Here is a 20,127-nt window from a genome sequence, read left to right as displayed (position 1 = left end):
GCGCCGATCATGCTGACCTGACTCGATTCGAACAGGAGGCTCCCGTGGCCACAGTTGTCACCGTCGTCGTCGGTGTGTTCTTCCTCGCGATGGGCAGCTACGCGCTGGCGGCGCCCGCCGCGCTGATCCGTCCCTTCGGGATTCGTCTCGAGCAACCCGCCGCGCGGTACGAGGTGCGCGCCGTCTACGGCGGATTCGGCCTGGCGATGGCCGCGATGCTGGCGATCGCGGCGACCCACGATGGCCCCCTGCGCACCGGAATCATGGTGACGATCGGTGTCGCACTGGGCGGAATGGCCTTCGGGCGCATCGTATCCGCCGTCCTGGATGATCGAATCTCCTTCTACCCCAACTGGTTCTACTGCGTGATCGAGGCTGTGGCCGCCGCGTCCCTCATCGCTACCGCATGAGCCGCGAGCAGGCCGCCGAGGTGAGTTGCGCTTGACGGAACCACCCGACTTCGCTGGAAATTTGCCGGTCGACGCCGTTGTCAGCACCTTCGGCGCCGACGGCTACTTGCAACCGCGACACGTGGGTGGGCAATTCGGTGTCCGGCGATACGTGTCGGCCGGGCCGCGCGATTAGCTAGTGATGAGCCGCCTAGATCCGGCCGGACGAATTCCGCGTCAGGCATTTCGGCGGCGCGTCGACCGGGGCACTCTGGAGGAGTACCCCTGATCCGATGACAGGAACACGATCGTGACACGTACCTTGACTCAGTTGGAGTTGCTGACCGAACTCGAACCCGTTGCCGAACAAAACCTCGACCGCCACCTATCGATGGCCAAGGACTGGCATCCGCACGATTACGTGCCATGGGCCGAGGGGCGCAATTTCGCCGAGATGGGCGGAATCGATTGGGAACCGGGGCAGTCCCAACTGAGTGAGCTGGCGAAGGCCGCGATGGTCACGAATCTGCTGACCGAGGACAATCTGCCGTCCTATCACCGGCTGATCGCCGAATCCTTCTCCCAGGACGGTGCGTGGGGTACCTGGGTCGGGCGCTGGACGGCCGAGGAGAACCGGCACGGCATCGTCATGCGCGACTATCTCGTCGTCACCCGCGGCGTCGACCCGGTGGCGCTGGAACAGGCGCGGATGGTCTGTATGACGACCGGGGTACAGCACCCGACCGGGGTGGACGACGACGGATTCCTCCCGGGCGTCGCCTACGTGACCTTCCAAGAACTGGCCACCCGGGTCAGCCACCGCAACACCGGCCGCGTCTGCGACGACGCCGTCGCCGACCGCATGCTGCAGCGCATCGCCGCCGACGAGAACCTGCACATGGTCTTCTATCGCAACCTGTGCGGCGCTGCCATCGATCTGGCTCCCGACCAAGCGCTGGCAGCGATTTCGGCGGTCATCCGCAATTTTCAGATGCCGGGTGCGGGTATGCCGAACTGGCGTCGCAACAGCGTGCTGATGGCCAAGCACGGCATCTACGATCTGCGCCAGCACCTCGAAGACGTCATCTCGCCCGTGCTGCGCAAATGGAATATCTTCGAGCGCGACGACTTCACCGCTCGTGGTGAGCAGGTCCGCGAGGAACTGGGGCTGTTCCTGGAGCAGTTGAGCAGGGATGTGGTCAAGTTCGAAGAACAGCGCGATCGAGCCCTGCTGCGTGAGGCGCGCAAGCGCGAGCGGCTGGATGTCTGAGGTCGCGGCGGGGCTCAGCCCGCGGCGATGCTCTCGATCTCGACCAGCCAGTCGCTGACCAGGGTTCCGGCGACGATCGCGGTGGTCGGCACCACGTGCCCGCCCAATGCCTCGACGCGGGCGGCGGCATTGGCCTCGGCGTAGGACGCGTCGCGTAGGTAGCTGGTGAGCCGGACGATATTGTCGACCGTCATATCGGCGGCGGCCAGGATGGTGCGCAGATTGGCCCAGATGAGGTCGAGTTGTTCGGCCAGTGTCGCACCCGGCCTGCCCTGGGGAGCCAGCCCCACGGTGCCCGAAACGAACAGCATTCGCTCGGCGTCGCGCATCTCCATGGCGTGCACGTAATCCTCGGTGGCGGGGTAGATGCCTTCGGCCGGGTTGCGCGGTACGAGCTTCACGCAATGATCTTGCCTCGGTGGGTGTTCCGGCCGTCGACCCTTGACGAGCCTAGTTTTAGTCTCATACACTAAAACTAGATTCACGAGAGGAAATGACGACATGGGATATGGACATTGGGACGACACCGCCTACCGTGCGGCCAAGACCTTCCGCGCCAGCCGGGGTGTGGACGACTTCGGATACACCGCCGAGATGCAGGGGCAGCCGTATGCGAGCTGGCAGGCGCACCCGGCGCTGGAGCCGCTCGGAGTCGCCGTGCGGGAATGCCGGGATTCGGATGAGCACGGGAACTCGCTGCCGATCGCGGTGCTGTTCGACGTGACCGGATCGATGGGCCGGGTGCCCCGGATCATGCAGGACAAGCTCGGCAAACTGCACGGACTGTTGCAGCGCAAGGGATATGCGGAGGATCCGCAGATCATGTTCGGTGCGATAGGTGATGCGGATACCGATCGGGTGCCGTTGCAGGTCGGGCAGTTCGAATCCGACAACCGGATGGACGAGCAGTTGCGCAATATCCTGCTGGAAGGCGGAGGCGGCGGACAGAAGTCCGAAAGTTATGAACTGGCAGCGTATTTCATGGCCAGTCATGTCTCGACCGATGCCTGGGACAAGCGCGGCAAGCGCGGCTATCTGTTCATCATCGGCGATGAACTGAACAAGGCGAAGCTGGCGGGCAGGCATATCCGCGGCGTCATCGGCGACCACGTGCGCACCGATATCGAGGTGGCCTCGATCTATCGGGAACTGGCCGAGCGGTGGCATGTGTACTACATCCTGCCGAACCAGTCCAGCTACTTCGGCGACCCGGAGATCGCCGAGCACTGGGGCGCATTGCTGGGGCAGCACTTCATGAAGCTCGACGATCCGGCCGCGGTGTGTGAACTCATCGCGCTCACCATCGGGCTCGAGGAAGACCGCGTCGACATGCACACCGGGCTCGCGGATCTGCGCGATGTGGGGTCGGCGGCCGAGGCCGCGTCGGTGGGAAAAGCGTTGGGGGTCAAGGCCGGACCGAGTATTCGCGCACTGTCGCGCGGTCGCGGCTGATCTGGTCCGTCGGGTAGGGCTGCTTCTAGGTGCGGTAGCTCCGCGCAGGGGCCTCGGTGCATCCGGCATGCGCTGCTTCCCGTGGCGGGTTCCTGCGCATGGCTGAACACGTCGGGTGATGAATTCGGAATAGATAGGGGTGCAAGGTGATTCGGTCGAACATCATCGTGCTCGATCTCGGGTTCGGTGACGCAGGGAAGGGAGCGACCGTCGATTGGCTGTGCTCGTCGGAAGCGGGCCTGGACGTATCGGCGGTCGTGCGATTCAACGGCGGCGCGCAGGCCGCGCACAATGTGATCGCCGATGGACGCCATCACACCTTCGCGCAGTTCGGATCCGGCACCTTCTCCGGCGTCCCCACGCTGCTCTCGCGGCATATGCTGGTCGAGCCGATCGCACTGGCGAGTGAATCGCTGCGGCTGACAACCCTCGGTGTACCGGACCCGCTGTCGCTGCTGCGCATCGACGGGCGAGCGTTGCTCACCACCCCGATCCACATTGCCGCCAACCGTGCCCGCGAGGACGCGAGGGGTTCCGCGCGGCACGGTTCGTGCGGCCGCGGTATCGGCGAAACGGCTCGGTACGCACTCGACCACGATGCGCCGAAGGTGTCGGATTGCCTGCACCCCAACGTTCTGCACGCCAAATTGCAGGCGATGGCAGCGCACTACGGCCCGCTGATCGCGCCGAGCAGGCACCGCTACGAACCGATTCGCGATCTGGTCGACATGTACCGCGAATTCGCCACCGCCGTACGCATCGTCGACGGCGACGAACTCGCCCGGTTCGCACACCGCGGCCGCCTGATTTTCGAAGGTGCGCAAGGCGTTCTGCTCGACGAATGGCGCGGCTTCCATCCGCACACCACCTGGTCCACCGTCGAACCGCACAACGCCCGCGCCCTACTCGCCGAAATCGATGCTCCCGCATACACACTCGGCGTCACCCGCACCTACATGACCCGCCACGGGGCGGGCCCGTTCCCCACCGAGGATCGCGCCCTGACCTTCCCCGAACCCCACAACACCACCGGCCCCTACCAGGGCCCCTTCCGCAGTGGCCACCTCGACCCGATCCTGCTGCGCTACGCCATCGACGTCTCCGGCGGCATCGACGGCCTGGCCCTCACTCACCTGGACCACCCCGGAACCGACTACGCCGCAACGGGATACACCACCCCCACCGGCATCATCGACCGCCTCGACCCAGGCCCCTGGCAAGACCTCGACCACCAACAGCGCCTCACCGACCTACTGGCCACCGCATCCCCGATCCTGACCGCCCTCCCCACAGACCCGACGTCCTGGCTCGAACAGCAACTCGGCACTCCAGTAGTCCTGACCGCTAACGGCCCGGACCGCCGCGACCGCACCCCAGCCAAGCGCGTGGCCGCAGTCGCCTAGTGGGGCTGGGGACACCGCCGATCTTTCGTCGCCGCAGATCCGGTGGACCAGCTGGAGCGCCGACTCGACGTGCCGGTTGTCTCGACCACCAATGGTCCGGAGCGCTGCGACCGTACCCCGGCCCGGTGCGTGGCCGCCGTTCCCTAGCTCGAGGCCCGGGACATCGTCGATTTTCATGGCCCAGATTCGGTGGACCAGCTGGCACGCCGACTCGGCGTCCCGGTCGTCTCGACCGCCAACGGTCCGGACCGCTGCGACCGCGCCTCGGCTCGGTGCGTGGCCGCAGTTGTCTGGTGAGGCGGGAGTCGCCGCTGCTTTTGTCGTCACAGATTTGGTGGGCTGGCTGGCATGCTGACTCGGCTTCTCGGTTGTTTCGACCGCCAACGGTCTGGACCGCTGGGCGGGTGGACTCGGGCGTGGGGCAGGATCGGGTGGCGTGGAGCAATCCGTTGTGTCGGTTGATGTGGTGGCGTTGCGGTTCTGGGCCGATGACGCCGGGGTGAGCGTGGGTATCGCGGTGCGGGAGATGGAGCCGTTCACCGGACGGTTGGCGTTGCCGGGGGTGCTGCTTGGGCGGGGGGAGCGGCTGGTCGCCGCCGCGCGCCGGGCTGTGCACACCAAGCTCGGCGTGCCGGAGGCGGCGATCGGTGCGGTCGGGCAGTTGGTCACCTTCGACGAGCCGAATCGCGACCCGCGCGGGCCGACGCTATCGATCGCGATGTGGGCGGTGGTCGGGCCGCACGAGGGAGCGGCGCAGTGGGTGTCGTTCGACGAGGTCCCCGCGCTGGCCTTCGACCACAACCGCATCATCGATGCCGCCCGCGGTCTGCTCGCCCGATTGCTCTGGAAGGACATGGCCTTCACCCGAGCGCTGACCGGCGACGAATTCCCCGCCACCCGCGCGGTCGAACTCAGCGCCGCCCTGCAGGGCGCCCGCCCCGACCCGGCCAACCTGAACCGCACCCTGGCCACGATCCCCGGCCTCGCGCGCACCACCGAACGCCGCCGCGTCAAGGCCACCGGCCGCCCCGCCGCCATCTGGGCCTTCACCCCCAACGAATAACCCAGCACCACAACGCTTTCCACGCACCCGTCGCACCCGACGCCGAGCTGGAATGCATCGGGGCAGCCTCGCATACCCCGTTGACAGCTCACAGAGGGACTTGCCCGTCGACAGTCCGGCGGTTTTCGCGAAGGTCCGTGACGTGCCCATAAGTTGTGTGTGGCGTGGGCTGTACCGGCCGAAGTGGGAAGCGTGGTGTTGCGGGCGGCCTCGCCGGCGGTGGACATGGCGGTCAGACAGTCACACGTTCGGCCATGGATCAACCGGATTCTGTTGTTCACCCCACCGACACCCAGCGGTGAACTGCTCGTATAGCCACTCGCTATCGTCTGTTCAATGGTTGTTCAGCGAGGCGACCAGCGATGGCGAGACCGATGAAACATCCATGAACTCTGCCTGGGTGATCTATCGAAAGGCACAGGCGTACTGGATCGTTCGGGATATGAGCGAGCGAATCGCAGGCCCGACGTCGCTCCGATGCGACGCAGATGACTGTCGGCGCCACCAGAGCATGAACCGCAGACAACTGCTCACCAACGCGCTTGCCGTCGCGGCGGTTTCGACCCTACCGCTCAGCCTCGCCACCGCCCGTGCGCATGCCGCCGCCACGTCGCTCGACAAGGTCGTCCTCGTGGGACTCGACGGCCTCATGTACTCCAGGATTCAACAGGTACAGGCCCCGAACCTGTTGCGACTCAGCGCGGATGGCGCGCTCGGCCGCACCTCTATCGCACCGCACGTCACCATCTCCGGCCCGTCCTGGGCGACAGTGCTGACCGGCGTCTGGGGAACCAAGCACGGCATCAAGGACAACAACTTCGACGCCGCCCCGTTCGCGAAATACCCGACCGTATTCACCCGCCTGCACCGCGCCAACCCGGCCCTGAAGACGCATTCGATCGCCACCTGGGATCAGATCGCCATCATGGCGGGCAGCGGCAGTCCGCGCGCCAGCGTCGTCGTCTCCGTCCCGCCGGTCCCCGGCGACCCGGAGGAGTTCGAGACCGATGCCGCCACCGCGGCCGAGGTCGTCACCGCCATCACCAGATTCGCTCCCGATTTCCTGTTCACCCACCTCGATCAGGTCGACCGCGCGGGCCATCTCCACGGCGGCGGCTCCAGGCAATATCTCGACGCCGTCACCCGTATCGACGGTCTGGTCGGCCGCATCGTGGCGGCGGTCGACGCCCGAGCCACCGCGAATCCGGACGAACGCTGGACCATCCTCGTCACCGCCGACCACGGCCACCGCCCCGAAGGCGGCCACGGCGGTCAAACTCCCGACGAGACAACCAATTTCGTGATAGCCCGCGGTCCCAGCTTTACCCCGGGCACCACCAGTTCCAGCTTCTCCCTGGTAGACATCACCCCCACCGTCTTGGACCTCCTCAATGCCCCACTGGACCCGGTCTTCGATGGTGCATCCCGCATTGCCCAACCAATCGACCTCTTCGCCAGCCGGTAGTCCCGGCATTCGGGCACTGATCCTGTGCTCTCTGCGTTGTCCATCTCGTCTGGCTACCTCGAATCGGACGTACCGGCACAGCCGCGACTAGAGTTGGAGGTGAGGCGGCAGCGGTCGGATAGGGTGATCCGACCGCGGCGTGGAGAGGTGGTGGCATGACTCAGCATCTTGGCGAGGCGAATGTCGAGCAATCGGCAGGTGCCCCGCAGTCGAATGGTGCGGCCACCCCGCAGCCATCGGGTACCCCGAAGCCGCCCGCGGGCGGCAATTCCGCGCCGGCGCGCCAGCCGGGGACCTCGGCCGCGGTCCCGACCTCCGCATCCCGGCGGGTGCGCGCCCGCCTGGCCAGGCGCATGACCGGTCAGCGTGGTATCGCCGCGGTCAAGCCGGTGCTCGAGCCGCTGGCCAGCGTGCATCGCGAGCTGTATCCGAAGGCGAACCTCAACCTGCTGCAACGGGCGTTCGATGTCGCCGATGAGCGCCACGCCCACCAGTTCCGCAAGTCCGGTGATCCCTACATCACCCACCCGCTCGCGGTCGCCAATATCCTGGCCGAACTCGGCATGGACACCACCACGCTGGTCGCGGCGCTCCTGCACGACACCGTGGAGGACACCGGCTACTCGCTCGAGCAGCTGACCCAAGACTTCGGCGCCGAGGTGGCGCATCTGGTCGACGGCGTCACAAAGTTGGACAAGGTCAACCTGGGCGCTGCCGCCGAGGCCGAGACCATCCGCAAGATGATCATCGCCATGGCCCGCGACCCGCGCGTGCTGGTCATCAAGGTCGCCGACCGCCTGCACAACATGCGCACCATGCGCTTCCTGCCGCCGGAGAAGCAGGCGAAGAAGGCCAAGGAAACCCTCGAGGTGATCGCGCCGCTGGCGCACCGCCTGGGTATGGCCACCGTCAAATGGGAGCTCGAGGACCTCGCGTTCGCCATCCTGCATCCGAAGAAATACGACGAGATCGTGCGCCTGGTCGCCGACCGGGCGCCCTCGCGCGATACCTATCTGGCGCGGGTGCGTGCGGAGATCGTCAACACCCTGGCCGCATCCAGGATCAACGCGATCGTCGAGGGCCGCCCCAAGCACTACTGGTCGATTTACCAGAAGATGATCGTCAAGGGTAAGGACTTCGACGACATCCACGACCTGGTCGGCATCCGCATTCTGTGCGACGAGGTCCGCGACTGCTACGCCGCGGTCGGCGTGGTGCATTCGCTGTGGCAGCCGATGGCGGGCCGGTTCAAGGACTACATTGCCCAGCCGCGCTACGGCGTCTACCAGTCACTGCACACCACTGTGGTCGGTCCGGACGGCAAGCCGCTGGAGGTGCAGATCCGTACCCAGGACATGCACCGCACGGCCGAATTCGGCATCGCCGCGCACTGGCGCTACAAGGAGACTCGCGGCAAGCACTCCAATGACTCCACCGAAGTCGACGATATGGCGTGGATGCGCCAACTCCTCGACTGGCAGCGTGAGGCCGCCGACCCTGCGGAGTTCCTGGAGTCGCTGCGCTTCGACCTGAAGTCGCCGGAGATCTTCGTGTTCACCCCGAAGGGTGACGTGATCACGTTGCCGCAGAAGTCGACTCCGGTCGACTTCGCCTACGCGGTGCATACCGAGGTCGGGCACCGCTGCATCGGCGCGCGAGTCAACGGTCGCCTGGTCGCGCTGGAACGTCAGCTCGAAAACGGTGAGGTCATCGAGGTATTCACCTCGAAGGCGCAGAACGCCGGACCCAGCCGCGACTGGCAGAACTTCGTGGTGTCCCCGCGCGCCAAGGCCAAGATCCGGCAGTGGTTCGCCAAGGAACGCCGCGAAGAGGCCCTGGAGAGCGGTAAGGATCAGATCAGCAAGGAAGTCCGCCGCGTCGGGCTGCCACTGCAACGGTTGATGAGCGTGGACGCGATGACCGCGGTCGCGCACGAACTGCACTACACCGACATCTCCACGCTCTACACCGCCGTCGGCGAGCACCAGGTCTCCGCGCACCATGTCGTGCAGCGGTTGATGGCACAGCTCGGCGGCATCGGCGATGTGGAGAACGAGCTCGCCGAGCGTTCCACCCCGTCGACCACCCCGGCCCGCCAGCGCGTCACCGGCGATGCGGGCGTGCTGATTCCGGGGGCGCCGGGCACGGTCGCGAAGCTGGCCAAGTGCTGCACCCCGGTGCCGGGCGACGAGATCATGGGCTTCGTGACCCGTGGCGGCGCGGTCAGCGTGCACCGCACCGACTGCACCAATGCCGGCTCGCTGCGCGAACAGGCCGAGCGCATCATCGACGTGGAGTGGGCGCCGTCGCCGTCCTCGGTGTTCCTGGTGGCCATTCAGATCGAGGCGCTGGATCGCACCCGACTGCTTTCGGATGTGACCAAGGTGCTCGCCGACGAGAAGGTGAACATCCTGTCCGCCTCGGTGGCCACGCACGGCGACCGGGTCGCGATCAGCAAGTTCACCTTTGAGATGGGCGATCCGAAACACCTGGGCCACTTGCTGAATGTGGTGCGTAACGTGGAGGGCGTCTACGACGTCTACCGCGTCACCTCGGCCACCTGATCGGCACGTCGAGCTGGCTGAACAGCCGTGCCGTTCATCGCCACCCGCTGAGCGCAGGCGCGGCCCGCCTGTAGCTGCTTGCGCGCGTCGCGTGCGTTCGCTGGAATACGAAGTCCGGGTTGGTGATTCGAAACGCCGAAGGGTCGCCGACCGGTTGCCGACCGGTTTCTATGATCGGAAACTTGTCGGATGATCCCACGTGGCACGCCGGGAAGCATCGTGCGTCCCTCGGCGGTTCGCGTAATGTTTTCGTGCCCACAGCGGCAATAGTCGGAATCTGTTACGGTCTATTGGATTTCATGGCGTTAAGTTCAGCTGCGGCAACACGGATTGATTGCGGATCGCTATGACGAAGTACACGGCACGGATCTCGGGGATGCTGGTGGCATTCGCCGTTGTCGTGGCGACCGCCGGAACCGCCGTAGCGGAACCGAATTCCGCTGGCCCGACAACGAATCTCGCCATCGGTAACTGTCCGGCACTGTACGCGTTGGGAATTCAGGGCACCGGGGAATCGTCACCGGATGCCGCGCCGACAACTGATACCGGCATGCTATCGACGGTCTTCATGCCGATGCTGGCCGCGGCTCCCGAGCGCGGGCTCGTCGACCGCGCATACGTCCCTTACGAATCCGGCTTCGGCGGCGCCACCGCCGGTGGCACGGTGTCGTACGCGCAGTCGGTGATGGGCGGACTCGAGCGCCTGCGTTCGATGGCCAAGGATGTCGCGGACCGCTGCGCCGAGACCAGATTGGCGATCGTCGGCTACTCACAAGGTGCGCACGTGGCCTCGATCTTCGCCCAGGAGGTCGGCCAGGGGCATGGTGTGATCGCGCCCGAGAAGGTCGCCGCGGTCGCGTTGTTCGCCGATCCGACCCGCAATCCCGGTGCGCCGCTGTTCCCGGGTTCGCCGGGTAAGGCGACACCCGATCCCGCGCCGGGCACCTCGGGCGATCAGATCGCGTCCGTCGCGGCACTGCCGCAGGAGCCCGCCAGCGGTGGGGGCATCGGCCCCGACCGTGACAGGGCCGCCAACTTCGCCGCGCTGACCGGCCGGGTCGCCAGTTTCTGTGCCGCAGGCGATCTCGCCTGCGACGCGCCGGAGGGCGCACCGATCCTCAAGGCGGTGGCCACTGTCGCGGGCCAGGCCGAGCTCAGCGGCGGCGACCCGATCGCCTCGCTGGTCTCGATCTCCCAGGCGCTGGCGTACACCTCGATCAAGACCGCGACCAAGGTCGTCAACGAGGATGTCCAGGGCAACTCGCTGACGAATCTGGCGATCTCGCCGAAGAAGTCGATCTCCCAGCGCCTGGCCGACGCCGCCGACCCGCGCACCCCGGTCGATGCCCCCGCGGCGCTGCGGGCGCTGCTGAAGGTCGGCATGATCGGCCTGAACGCGGTCGCCACGGTGGTCAAGGCGGTCATCAACCCCGCGACCATCACTCAGCTGGCCACCGCGGGTCTGTCCGATCCGGTCGGCGGAATCCTGCTGCTCGGCACGAAATTGCTGGGCGCGGTGACCCAGTTGGTGCCGCCGACGACGGGCGTTCGACTGGTCACCCAAGCCTTCGACGCGGTCGTGCAGAACATCACCGACAACAGCGAACTGCTCAATGTGACGACCTGGGTGCGGTACTGGGACACCGTGCAACGCCACGGCGCGTACGGCACCGCGGCGGTCACCGCCAATGGCGACGCGCCCACCCGATTCGTCGCCGATTGGTTCGCCGCGGTGGCACATGATCTGGCCGACAAGTTCGGCGGCGGCGGCGCGCCCCAGGGACCTGCTGCACCCCCAGGAGCTGGTACAACCATGCCGACCACTGGATTCTTCGGAGAGAGTTCCGGCGCGTCGGCTACGCCGAATTCGTCCGGTACGGGACAATTTCCGTTCGGGACAGGAGCCGGTGGCGCCTCATCCGGCGGCGCGACGTCGACTCCGCCCACCGTGGTACCCGGCACCGCCGACAACACCTACCCGTTCTCCACGAACTGATCGCCGAGAGGGTCCGACGATGCGACACCACGTGCCTCGCTCTGCGGGAAGGGGGGAATGTTGAAGTCGTACAAACAGCTGTCACGCTGGTATGGCGCGCTGGAGCCGGAGGCCGGTGCACCGACCCCGTCACCACACAGGGAATCGGGCTTGCGGGTGCCGGAGGACGACGACGGTCCGGCCCGCTTCCCGCACTACATTCGCGAAGAGGATCCCGAAGAGGTGCGCGCACGCAACGAGGTTCCGGCCGATCTGGCGTCCCATCAGAGCGAATTCACTGGCGGGTGGTCGGATTGGGTGGCCGGGCGTGCCCCCGGCCCCGATGACGACTACATCGCGCCGCGCGCCGGCGAACTCGTACAGTTTCCGTGGCCCGAGGACGACTACGACGACGGCCCGGCCGAGCGATCGGCCCGCGCCTCGCGCGCTTTACGTCACGAGGCGCGCAATCACCCGAGTACGCGTCGGGCCCGTGTCGTCGCGGTGCTCATCGTGGCCGTACTGCTGCTGGCCGGGGCCGCTGCTGTCGCGATCTTCCTACTACGGTCCTCCGGTGATCGCGGTGCCGCCGCGCCGGTCGTGCCCTCGATGCGGTTCACCGCGGCCAGCGTCCAATCCCGCGGCATCGCGGACTGCCCTACCGAGCGCGGCGACCGCATCGTGCGCAGCGCCGAACCCGGTGGCACCGACTCCGGGCCGGATGCGATCTTGGCGTTTCAATACGCCTATTACGTGGAGCGCTCCGGCGAGCGGGTTCGGGCGGTGGTGGCGCCGGATTCGAATATCTCGCCCGCCGCGACGATCCAGCACGGCATCGACACCATTCCGGTGGGCACCACGCACTGTGTGCGGATCCAGACGATCACCGAGAACCGGTATTCGGTCGAGGTCACCGAGTACCGGCCCGGCGGCGCGCCCGCCACGTACAACAAGCAGACCGTCACCACGGCGGTGGTCGGCGGTCGCACGCTCGTCACGGGCGTCGCGGCCGGATGAATAGGGAGAGCTGATAGCGATGGGAGACGACTGGAGCCGCTGGCTCGACGAGGCGCCCGATGAGGGTGATTCGTCGAACCGGCCTGCGCCTTCGAAGGCTCCGGTGGTGCGGCTGCGGCGTGGCAAGGGCGGTTCGACGGAATCCCTCGAACCGGCGCAGCGCTCGATTCTGGTGGTCGGCGGCTGCGGTGGCGCGGGGACCACCACCACGGTCTTGGGTATCGCGGGGGAGTTGGGCATGGCGGGTACCTCGACCGTGGCGGTGGACGCGACGGCTGCGGGCAGCGATCTGGCGTTGCGCGGGGCCGATGAGCACCTGCATCCGATCAGCCTGCAGTCGTGGTTGTACGGGCGCGGCGACGACGAACCCGCGCCATTGAAGGAGTGCCTGTCGCAGGCGAGTTCGGGCATCGGACTGCTGTGGCGCGATGCCGCGCCGCTGCGTCGGCGTGCCACGTATCTCACAGTCGCGCGCGCGGTGAATGACGCCGGGTACACCGCGGTCTACGACGGCGGCAACCCGATTGCCGGACGGCAGCTGCGGCCATTGCTCGATGACGCGGATGTCGCTCTGGTACTTGCCATTCCGGCGCGCCCCGATGCCGCGAACCGGCTGCGGGTCACCCTCGAATGGCTCGACGACCAGTTCGGCGATTCGGCCGAGGGGCCGGGCGGCGGCATCGTCGGCGATACCACAATCGTTGTCTCGCACCAGTTGTCGGGCGTGGATTCGCAGGTTGCCGACCATTTGCGTGAGCATCTGTCCGGCTGGGTGCGTGATATCAGGGAGATTCCGTACGATCCGCATCTGGCGCGCGGTGAACTCGTTCGCCACGCGTCGCTGGCTCCCGAGACGCGCCGGGCCTATGGGCGGCTGCTCGCCGGAGTGGCATCATGACGGCCGCCATGAATCTTCCTCGTCGATCCGAAGCCGCCCAGGCCGGTGTGGTCGCCCCACCGGAGTCTCGTCGCGCGCCCATCTGGGACCGTCCCGTACCCGGCGTCGGCCGGGCGCCGCTGTGGTGGCTGCTAGGTGTGCACGGCGGTGCCGGAGCCAGTACCCTCGCGCATGTGCTTGCGCCCGCGGCGGATTCGGGCCGCCGCTGGCCCGGCGTCTTCGACCGCGAGTCCCCCTTCGTCGTTCTCGTGGCCAGGGAAACCATCGCCGGGCTCACGCGTGCCCATGATCTTCTGCGCCAACACCATTCGGGTTTCGCGGGCTCCTGCGAAGTCCTCGGCCTCGTCACCGTGGCCGCGCGGCCCGGCCGTCTGCCCGCCGAAATCCGCCGCTACCGCGACGTGGTCGGCTCCCTGGCGGGCCAGCTCTGGCAGATCCCGTGGTACGAGGAATGGACCCTCGTCGAACCCGAGAAGCTCCCCGTCTGGACTCCCGGCGACGCGATACCGCCGAAGAAGCGCAAGATCGACCCGCTCGACGAGGTTCCGCTGGAGGTTCGGGAACTGGGCGCCGATATCGTTGCGGTCGTACGCGAAAACCTGGACAGCGGTTCGTCTTTCGAGGAGGAACGATGATGCACACCATGACCGACGTACCGGACCGTTGAGACCACTCCTACTCGAGAAAGGCACCCGATGAGCATGATTCTCCTCGCCGTGCAGGACACGTACGGCACTGTCCTCGCTCAAGTCGGTAACCCGACACCGGAGGCGCCTCCCGGCTCGGAGAAGATCCTGCAGCTGGTCCGGTACCTCACCTGGTTCGTCTTGCTGTCCGGTATCTGCGGGATCACCTATGCGGGCGGCAAGTTCGCATGGGAGAAGTGGACCGGCGGTGGGCTCGAATCGCCGAAGATGGTGGCCGGAGCCATGATCGGCGGCGTCGTCGCGACCAGCGCGGGCACCATCATGAACGCCGTCATCGGGACCTGATGTCGGCGATGTCTACCGTGCGAATGTCGGCCGCGGAACTGCTCGCCTACAAGCAGATGCCCGCCGAAGTGCTGCAACCGCTGATGCAGCTGCTGAACTGGCTGCTCTGGTTCGTGCTGCTGGTGTGCCTGGCGTGGATGATCGTCTCCGCCGGCCGCCTGTGGATGGCGTTCCGGAGCGATCTGGCGATGAACGACGCCTCGCACGGCGTACTGATGAGTCTGCTCGGGGCGGCGGTGGCGAGCACGGCCTCGGGGATCGCGTTGGCGTTCCTGCCGACGTGAACCGGGATGGGGACGGCCCTGGGATGAACTCGACACTAATCCGCAAGCCCGCGGCTGGTGCGGTCGGTGCCGCGCTATTGCTGGCGGCGGTCGGCTGTGGCGGCGGTGGCGGCGACTCCGGCCCGAATCTGTCGGCCGCGCCGACGCATGTGCGGTGGCAGCCGTTCCAGGGCGTCGCGCTCCCCAGCGCCGATCAGGGGCCCAAGAAGCTGGCCGACGGCGCCGCAACGGGTTTCGAGCACTCACCGGCCGGCGCGGCCCTCGCCGCGATCGTGCACACGGTGCGCCTGTCGGTGGCCGCCGACAGTCAGTGGCCCGAGATCGTGCGCAACGAGATCGTGCCGGACAAGGCCAGAGACGAGTGGTCGGTCAACCGGCTGCAGCTGTCGATCACCGGCCCGGCCGCGACCGAATACGCGCCGAGACTGCTCGGCTACAGGATCACCGGCTACACCGACCAGAGATCCGCCGTGGACGTCTATACCGAGTATTCGGACAACTCCAAGGCGGTGAACCACACCACCGTCGAGTGGTTCGGCAACGACTGGAGGTTACGGCTGCCCGACCCCGATTCGACCGCACGGCCTATCGAGGCGATCGATGAATTACCTACGAACATAGTGAAATTGGAGGCACCGGCATGAGGGAGCGCAGCGAGCGAATCATGTCGCAGCGTGCTTCGCTCATGACGGAGCCGAGCGTCAGCGAGGCGGAGTCATGAGTGTGAAGGAGCCGTACGCGCGGGATCGCGTCTCCTTCGGTGTCATCGCGTCCGCGGCCGTGGTGGTGCTCATCGTGGTCGTGGGTCTGTTCGTGTACTTCGGTCGGGACGACGCGACATCCGGCGGCGACGGTGCCCCCGCCACCGTCGGCGCCGCCGGGGAGGGCTTCGGGACGCCCGAGGTCGACATCCTCGGCAGGCGCGTCGACATCCCGAACAACCCTGCCGGACAACCACTTCCGCAGGATCCGACGCGCCAGCGCAAGCCGACCGATCCGGACTGGCTGACCGCGGCTCCGGAGGGCACCACCGCACCGCAGGGCTGGCAGCGGGTCTACGGCGCCTCGGTCCCGTTCTCCACCTCGGACGGCCCCACCCACATCGAAGACGGTCTGGCCGTGGGCTATTCGCACACTCCCCAGGGCGCGGTGCTCGCCGCCGCCCAGATCACCTACCGTCTCAACGCCCGCCCCGCCGACCGCGACCTCTACGTCCGCCAGGTGCGTGTCTCGGCCCAGCAGATCGCCGCCTACGACAAGGCGCTGTCCCAGGACAAACTGCCGGAACAGCAGCCGGAGAAGGTAACTCGCTATTTCGTCGCCTCGGATGCGTTCAAGGTCGAGAACTACGCGGACGATCTGGCGATCATCCAACTCGCCGCCCGCGGCCCGGTGGTCGATGGCAAGCAACTGTGGGCGGCGCTGCGACTGGTCATGGTGTGGGACGCGGGTGACTGGCGGCTGAAGCCCGCCACCTCCAACAACACCCAGACCGAGTACATCGAATCCATGAACGGGTGGACGAAATGGTGAGCCTGGGGCCCGGATCGGGTCCGGCACAGAAACGTTCGCCGCTCGCCGTGCTCGGCATCAGCGCGGTGCTCGCCGTGGTGGTCGCGGTCGTCGTGACCGTTATCGCGATGCGCGATAACGCCGCCGGGGGCGACCAGGTATCGAAGACCGGGACGAGTTCGGAGAACGCGCCCGATGCCGGTGCGGCGGGTTTCGGCAATCCGGAGGCCGATATGTTCGGCCGCCGGATCGACATCCCGAACAACGGCACCGGCGTTGCGCTGCAACAGAATCCGGCGCTGCAACAGCAGCCGGGCGCACCGACCTGGCAGACCGCCGCGCCGCAGCCCGCCAGCGGAGAAGGCGTATGGCAGCGCGTATTCGGTGGACCGGTGGTGCGGTTCTCCACTTCCGAGGGCCCCGCGCGCATCGACGGCAAGGCCGCGGTCGGATTCGCTCACACGCCACAGGGCGCGGCGCTCGCGGCCGAACAGATCTACTGGCGCACCAATGCCAACCCGCGCGACCGGGATCTGCTGCTGCGGCTGGTCGAGGTCACGGCGCAGTACCTGGCTGACTATGACCGACTGGTGGCCGAGGGCAAGGTCTCGGATCGGCTGCCGGACAAGTTGAGACCACTGCTGTTCGCTTCGGATGCCTTCCGGATCGAGAGCTACACCGAAGATTCCGCGATCGTCCAGTTTGCGAGAAAGGCCCGAGAAACAGCTGATGGCCAACCAACATGGGTCGGCATGCGCCTGGCAGTCGTATGGCGCGAAGGCGATTGGAAGCTCACCGCGGTGAGCGGACAACAGCAAGTCCAGATCGATTCCCTGCGCAGCATCGAGGGGTGGACACAATGGTGAGGCGTGTAGTCACGATTCTCGCGGTCATCTTCACGGTGATGATCGCGACACCGACGGTGGCCTACGGCCAGACGTACGGTTTCGACGAGACATGCAACGAACTGCACGACACCCTCGACAATGTCGGTCTGCCGGGGGTATCCCTCGGCGACGCCGCGTCGGCGGTATGCAAGGCGGGCAACGCCGCCTCGCACCCGGGCAGCGCCGCGACCGCGGTCAAGGACAAGGCCTGGGACTCGACCTTCGGCAAGGTCGTCGATTCGCTGATGAACGGCCTCGGTGAGGCCATCATCCTCGCGCTGACCTTCTGGATGAAGGTCCCCAACGAGGCGACCAGCGATTCGGGCTCGTTGTTCGTGAAGATCAACGATTACACCTATCAAGCGCAGATATTGCTCTTGATAGCCTCGGTGATCCTGTCGGGCGCCAGATTGGCCGAGGCCAGACGGGGTGCCGCGATGAACGAGGCGGCCGAATCGTTCCGCATGTTCGCCCGTGTCGTGTTCAGCTCCTGGATGCTCGGCGCGGTTATCGTCGCGGGCTCCCAGGCCTCGGATCGCTTCTCCGAGTGGATCATCAACGACTCGACCAATGGCAACGCCAAGGACCTGGCCGAGCTGATGGTGAAAACCAGTAAGCTGCAGGCGTTTTCGCCGGGTCTGGTGCTGATCATCGCGATCGTCGGTTTGCTGGGCGCGCTCGCGCAGATCATCCTCGCCATCGTCCGTCAGGGGCTGCTGATCATCGCGGCGGGTGTGCTGCCGTTGGCGGCGGCCGCCTCCGGGATGAATGTCGGCAAGCAGTCGTATCAGAAGCTGATCAGCTGGATCATCGCGTTCATGCTGTGGAAACCGGTGGCCGCCATCGTCTACATGATCGCGTTCACCACCGCGGGCCATGTGGATTCGCTCACCGATACCGGTGGACTGCCCGAAGGTGAACAGGCACAACGGATGCTGGTCGCCATCGTGCTGCTGTGCAGTGTCGCGTTCGTGCTGCCCGCACTGATGCGTCTGGTCACGCCCGCGGTCGCGACCGTGGGCAGCGGTGGTTCCGGTCTCACCGCGACCGGTGGAACCTTGCTCGCGGTGGGCGCTTTGGGCGCGATGGGTACCAAGGCCGTTGCGACGAAGACCGCCGCGCCGGGTTCAGCCGGCTATGTCAGCGGCTCCTCCACCGGTCCGCGGCCGCCGGGTGGCGCGGGTGGTGCGCGCGGCGGTGGTGGTGCGCCGCGTCCGGTCCCGCCGCGTGGCGGCGGTGGTGGTGGCGGAGCCCCGGCGGGCGGACCTCCGCGCGCCTCCGTCCCACAGGGCGGCTCGGGAGTACCGTCCGGAGCGTCCAGGGCGGCGGGTGCGATCGGCGCGGCCCGCGCCGCGACCGCGCCGCTGACTCGGGCCGATCAAGCAATGGGTGACGTGGCAGGCGATCGCTGGGCGAATCGTTCGCCCGACCTCGGGAGGAGCACCATTCCGCGATGACGATGACGACAGGCGATACCTACGAGCGCCGCTCGTACGGGTTGTGGCAGAAGCCGCGCAGCGCGGGCCTTTTCGGTCTGCGCTGGGAAGAGACCGTCATCGGCTTCGTCGTCGTGATCACGGCCCTGATCTGCGCCATGGTCGGCGGGTTCCAGTGGGGTCTGATCGTGGGCGGCACCGGCGTCGTCGTGATGGTTCCACTGGTGTGGCGGACGGGGGGCCGCTCGGGATACGAGAACGGATTGATGATGTTCAACTGGATGCGTTCGCGCAATCGCGGCGAGCATGTGTACCGAGGCGGCCGGTTCTCGCGCATTCCGGGCGGTGTCACCCGGCTGCCGGGTCTGCTGGCGCCGTCCAAGCTCTACGAGGGCATCGACGCGGGCGGCTACAGCTTCGGGATGATCCACCTACCCCAATTCGCCCAGTACACAGTAGTTTTGCGGGCGTGGCCGCAAGGCCACGAGGCCGTCGACCAGCCGGTCATCGATCGCTGGGTCTCGGCGTGGGGCACCTTCCTCGCCTCGGTCGGCCAGACCAGTGACATCGTCGCGGTCGTCCCGGTGATCGATACCGTGCCCGAGACCGGCAACCGGCTGCTCACCGAGGTCGCCACCATCACCCGGCCGGAAGCGCCGGAACTGGCGCAGCAGGTGATGTACGAACTCGCCACCGAACTGCCGCAGGAGCGCGTGCAACTGCTGCCGCGCGTGGCGATCACCTTCAAGGCGACCACCGCCGAACGCCGCAAGAATCCGGCCGAGGAGGCCGTCGAGATCGGCCGCAGGCTGCCCGGCATCTGCGCGGCGCTGGCCGAGGCGGGCGTGCGGGCCCAGCCGATGTCGGCCGATGAGGTCATCTCCTTCATCCGGCGCAGCTACGATCCTGCTTCGCAGGCCGATCTCGAGGTCGCGGCGGGTGAACCCGAGGGGCACGGTCTGGATTGGGCCGATGCCGGCCCGGTCTCCTACGACGAGAAGTGGGATCACTTGGTGCACGACGGCGGCCGCTCGGTCACCTGGGAGATGGACGCCGCACCCGAGGGCGCGGTGGACGAGCGGGTGCTACAGCGGTTGCTCGCGCCGAATCCGGAGGTGCCGCGCAAGCGCATCGCCATCGTGTACCGTCCGCATTCGGCCGCCGACGCGGCCGAGATCGTCGATGACGATTTCAAGAATGCCCTTGTCGCACAACAGAGTGAACGCGGCGTCGTCTCGGCGGCGGCGACCCTGCGGGTCGGCGCGACCCAGCAGGCCCGTGAGGAACAAGCCCGGGGTCACGGTGTGACCCGCTTCGGGGCGTTGGTGACCATCACCGAGCCCCTGCGTGGCGATCTGCCGCGTATCGAAGCCATTACCCGCGACCTGTCGACGCAGGCGCGGTTGAAGATCCGGCGGTGCTACCGCTACCAGTCGGCGGCCTTCGCGGCCTCGCTCGGCTGCGGTGTGATCCTGCCGGAACACGCGACAATTCCGAAAGCCTTGGCGGGGTGAGCGATA

The 20,127-nt window shown here is 66.9% G+C and carries 19 protein-coding genes; 18 read left to right on the top strand and 1 reads right to left on the bottom strand.

Features of this window, described 5'->3' with window-relative positions; translation table 11 throughout:
* The first annotated feature begins 44 nt into the window (after positions 1-44).
* Complete coding sequence (locus tag OG874_RS19850; protein WP_330256614.1) at positions 45-410, top strand: DUF4345 family protein; 366 nt, start codon at positions 45-47, stop codon at positions 408-410.
* A gap of 289 nt (positions 411-699) precedes the next feature.
* Positions 700-1,659 (top strand): acyl-ACP desaturase, encoded by a 960-nt coding sequence (locus OG874_RS19845; protein ID WP_330256613.1) that lies wholly within the window; start codon positions 700-702, stop codon positions 1,657-1,659.
* A 14-nt stretch (positions 1,660-1,673) separates the two neighbouring features.
* Here OG874_RS19845 and OG874_RS19840 read toward each other — a convergent pair whose 3' ends face one another.
* Positions 1,674-2,060 (bottom strand): RidA family protein, encoded by a 387-nt coding sequence (locus tag OG874_RS19840; protein ID WP_330256612.1) that lies wholly within the window; start codon positions 2,058-2,060, stop codon positions 1,674-1,676.
* 100 nt (positions 2,061-2,160) lie between these two features.
* On the opposite strand from OG874_RS19840, the gene OG874_RS19835 reads away from it, so the two are divergent.
* The 16 genes from OG874_RS19835 (at position 2,161) to OG874_RS19760 (ending at position 20,121) form a co-directional block, all read left to right on the top strand.
* Complete coding sequence (locus OG874_RS19835; protein WP_330256611.1) at positions 2,161-3,111, top strand: hypothetical protein; 951 nt, start codon at positions 2,161-2,163, stop codon at positions 3,109-3,111.
* A 146-nt stretch (positions 3,112-3,257) separates the two neighbouring features.
* Positions 3,258-4,514, top strand: a complete 1,257-nt coding sequence (locus OG874_RS19830; protein ID WP_330256610.1) for an adenylosuccinate synthetase — start codon at positions 3,258-3,260, stop codon at positions 4,512-4,514.
* Between the two features lie 436 nt (positions 4,515-4,950).
* Positions 4,951-5,577, top strand: coding sequence for an NUDIX hydrolase (locus tag OG874_RS19825; RefSeq protein ID WP_330256609.1), 627 nt, complete (start codon positions 4,951-4,953; stop codon positions 5,575-5,577).
* A gap of 511 nt (positions 5,578-6,088) precedes the next feature.
* Complete coding sequence (locus OG874_RS19820) at positions 6,089-7,042, top strand: alkaline phosphatase family protein (protein WP_330256608.1); 954 nt, start codon at positions 6,089-6,091, stop codon at positions 7,040-7,042.
* 155 nt (positions 7,043-7,197) lie between these two features.
* Positions 7,198-9,606, top strand: coding sequence for a RelA/SpoT family protein (locus OG874_RS19815; RefSeq protein ID WP_330256607.1), 2,409 nt, complete (start codon positions 7,198-7,200; stop codon positions 9,604-9,606).
* Positions 9,607-9,952: 346 nt separating this feature from the next.
* On the top strand, positions 9,953-11,602 hold the full coding sequence (locus tag OG874_RS19810; RefSeq protein WP_330256606.1) for a cutinase family protein: 1,650 nt from the start codon (positions 9,953-9,955) through the stop codon (positions 11,600-11,602).
* A 57-nt stretch (positions 11,603-11,659) separates the two neighbouring features.
* On the top strand, positions 11,660-12,598 hold the full coding sequence (locus OG874_RS19805) for a hypothetical protein (RefSeq protein ID WP_330256605.1): 939 nt from the start codon (positions 11,660-11,662) through the stop codon (positions 12,596-12,598).
* 19 nt (positions 12,599-12,617) lie between these two features.
* The gene (locus tag OG874_RS19800) at positions 12,618-13,496 is read left to right on the top strand and encodes a MinD/ParA family ATP-binding protein (protein WP_330256604.1); all 879 of its coding nucleotides are present in this window, start codon (positions 12,618-12,620) and stop codon (positions 13,494-13,496) included.
* Positions 13,493-14,131, top strand: a complete 639-nt coding sequence (locus OG874_RS19795) for a DUF6668 family protein (protein WP_330256603.1) — start codon at positions 13,493-13,495, stop codon at positions 14,129-14,131. Before OG874_RS19800 ends, OG874_RS19795 begins: the two co-directional genes overlap by 4 nt.
* Positions 14,132-14,191: 60 nt before the next feature.
* Positions 14,192-14,488, top strand: coding sequence for a hypothetical protein (locus OG874_RS19790; protein ID WP_040692318.1), 297 nt, complete (start codon positions 14,192-14,194; stop codon positions 14,486-14,488).
* A gap of 8 nt (positions 14,489-14,496) precedes the next feature.
* Positions 14,497-14,772, top strand: a complete 276-nt coding sequence (locus OG874_RS19785) for a hypothetical protein (protein WP_330256602.1) — start codon at positions 14,497-14,499, stop codon at positions 14,770-14,772.
* A gap of 23 nt (positions 14,773-14,795) precedes the next feature.
* Positions 14,796-15,416: a hypothetical protein gene (locus tag OG874_RS19780; RefSeq protein WP_330256601.1), complete on the top strand. Its 621-nt coding sequence runs from the start codon at positions 14,796-14,798 to the stop codon at positions 15,414-15,416.
* Between the two features lie 73 nt (positions 15,417-15,489).
* Complete coding sequence (locus tag OG874_RS19775; RefSeq protein WP_330256600.1) at positions 15,490-16,305, top strand: hypothetical protein; 816 nt, start codon at positions 15,490-15,492, stop codon at positions 16,303-16,305.
* A complete protein-coding gene (locus OG874_RS19770; protein ID WP_330256599.1) occupies positions 16,299-17,150 on the top strand; it encodes a hypothetical protein in 852 nt (283 codons plus the stop codon). Before OG874_RS19775 ends, OG874_RS19770 begins: the two co-directional genes overlap by 7 nt.
* The gene (locus OG874_RS19765) at positions 17,144-18,628 is read left to right on the top strand and encodes a hypothetical protein (protein WP_330256598.1); all 1,485 of its coding nucleotides are present in this window, start codon (positions 17,144-17,146) and stop codon (positions 18,626-18,628) included. Before OG874_RS19770 ends, OG874_RS19765 begins: the two co-directional genes overlap by 7 nt.
* Positions 18,625-20,121, top strand: a complete 1,497-nt coding sequence (locus OG874_RS19760; RefSeq protein ID WP_442943364.1) for an SCO6880 family protein — start codon at positions 18,625-18,627, stop codon at positions 20,119-20,121. Before OG874_RS19765 ends, OG874_RS19760 begins: the two co-directional genes overlap by 4 nt.
* Positions 20,122-20,127: the final 6 nt, after the last annotated feature.

It is taken from the genome of Nocardia sp. NBC_00565 (assembly GCF_036345915.1).
Lineage (GTDB): Bacteria > Actinomycetota > Actinomycetes > Mycobacteriales > Mycobacteriaceae > Nocardia.
This window is presented reverse-complemented; position numbering and strand designations above follow the sequence as displayed.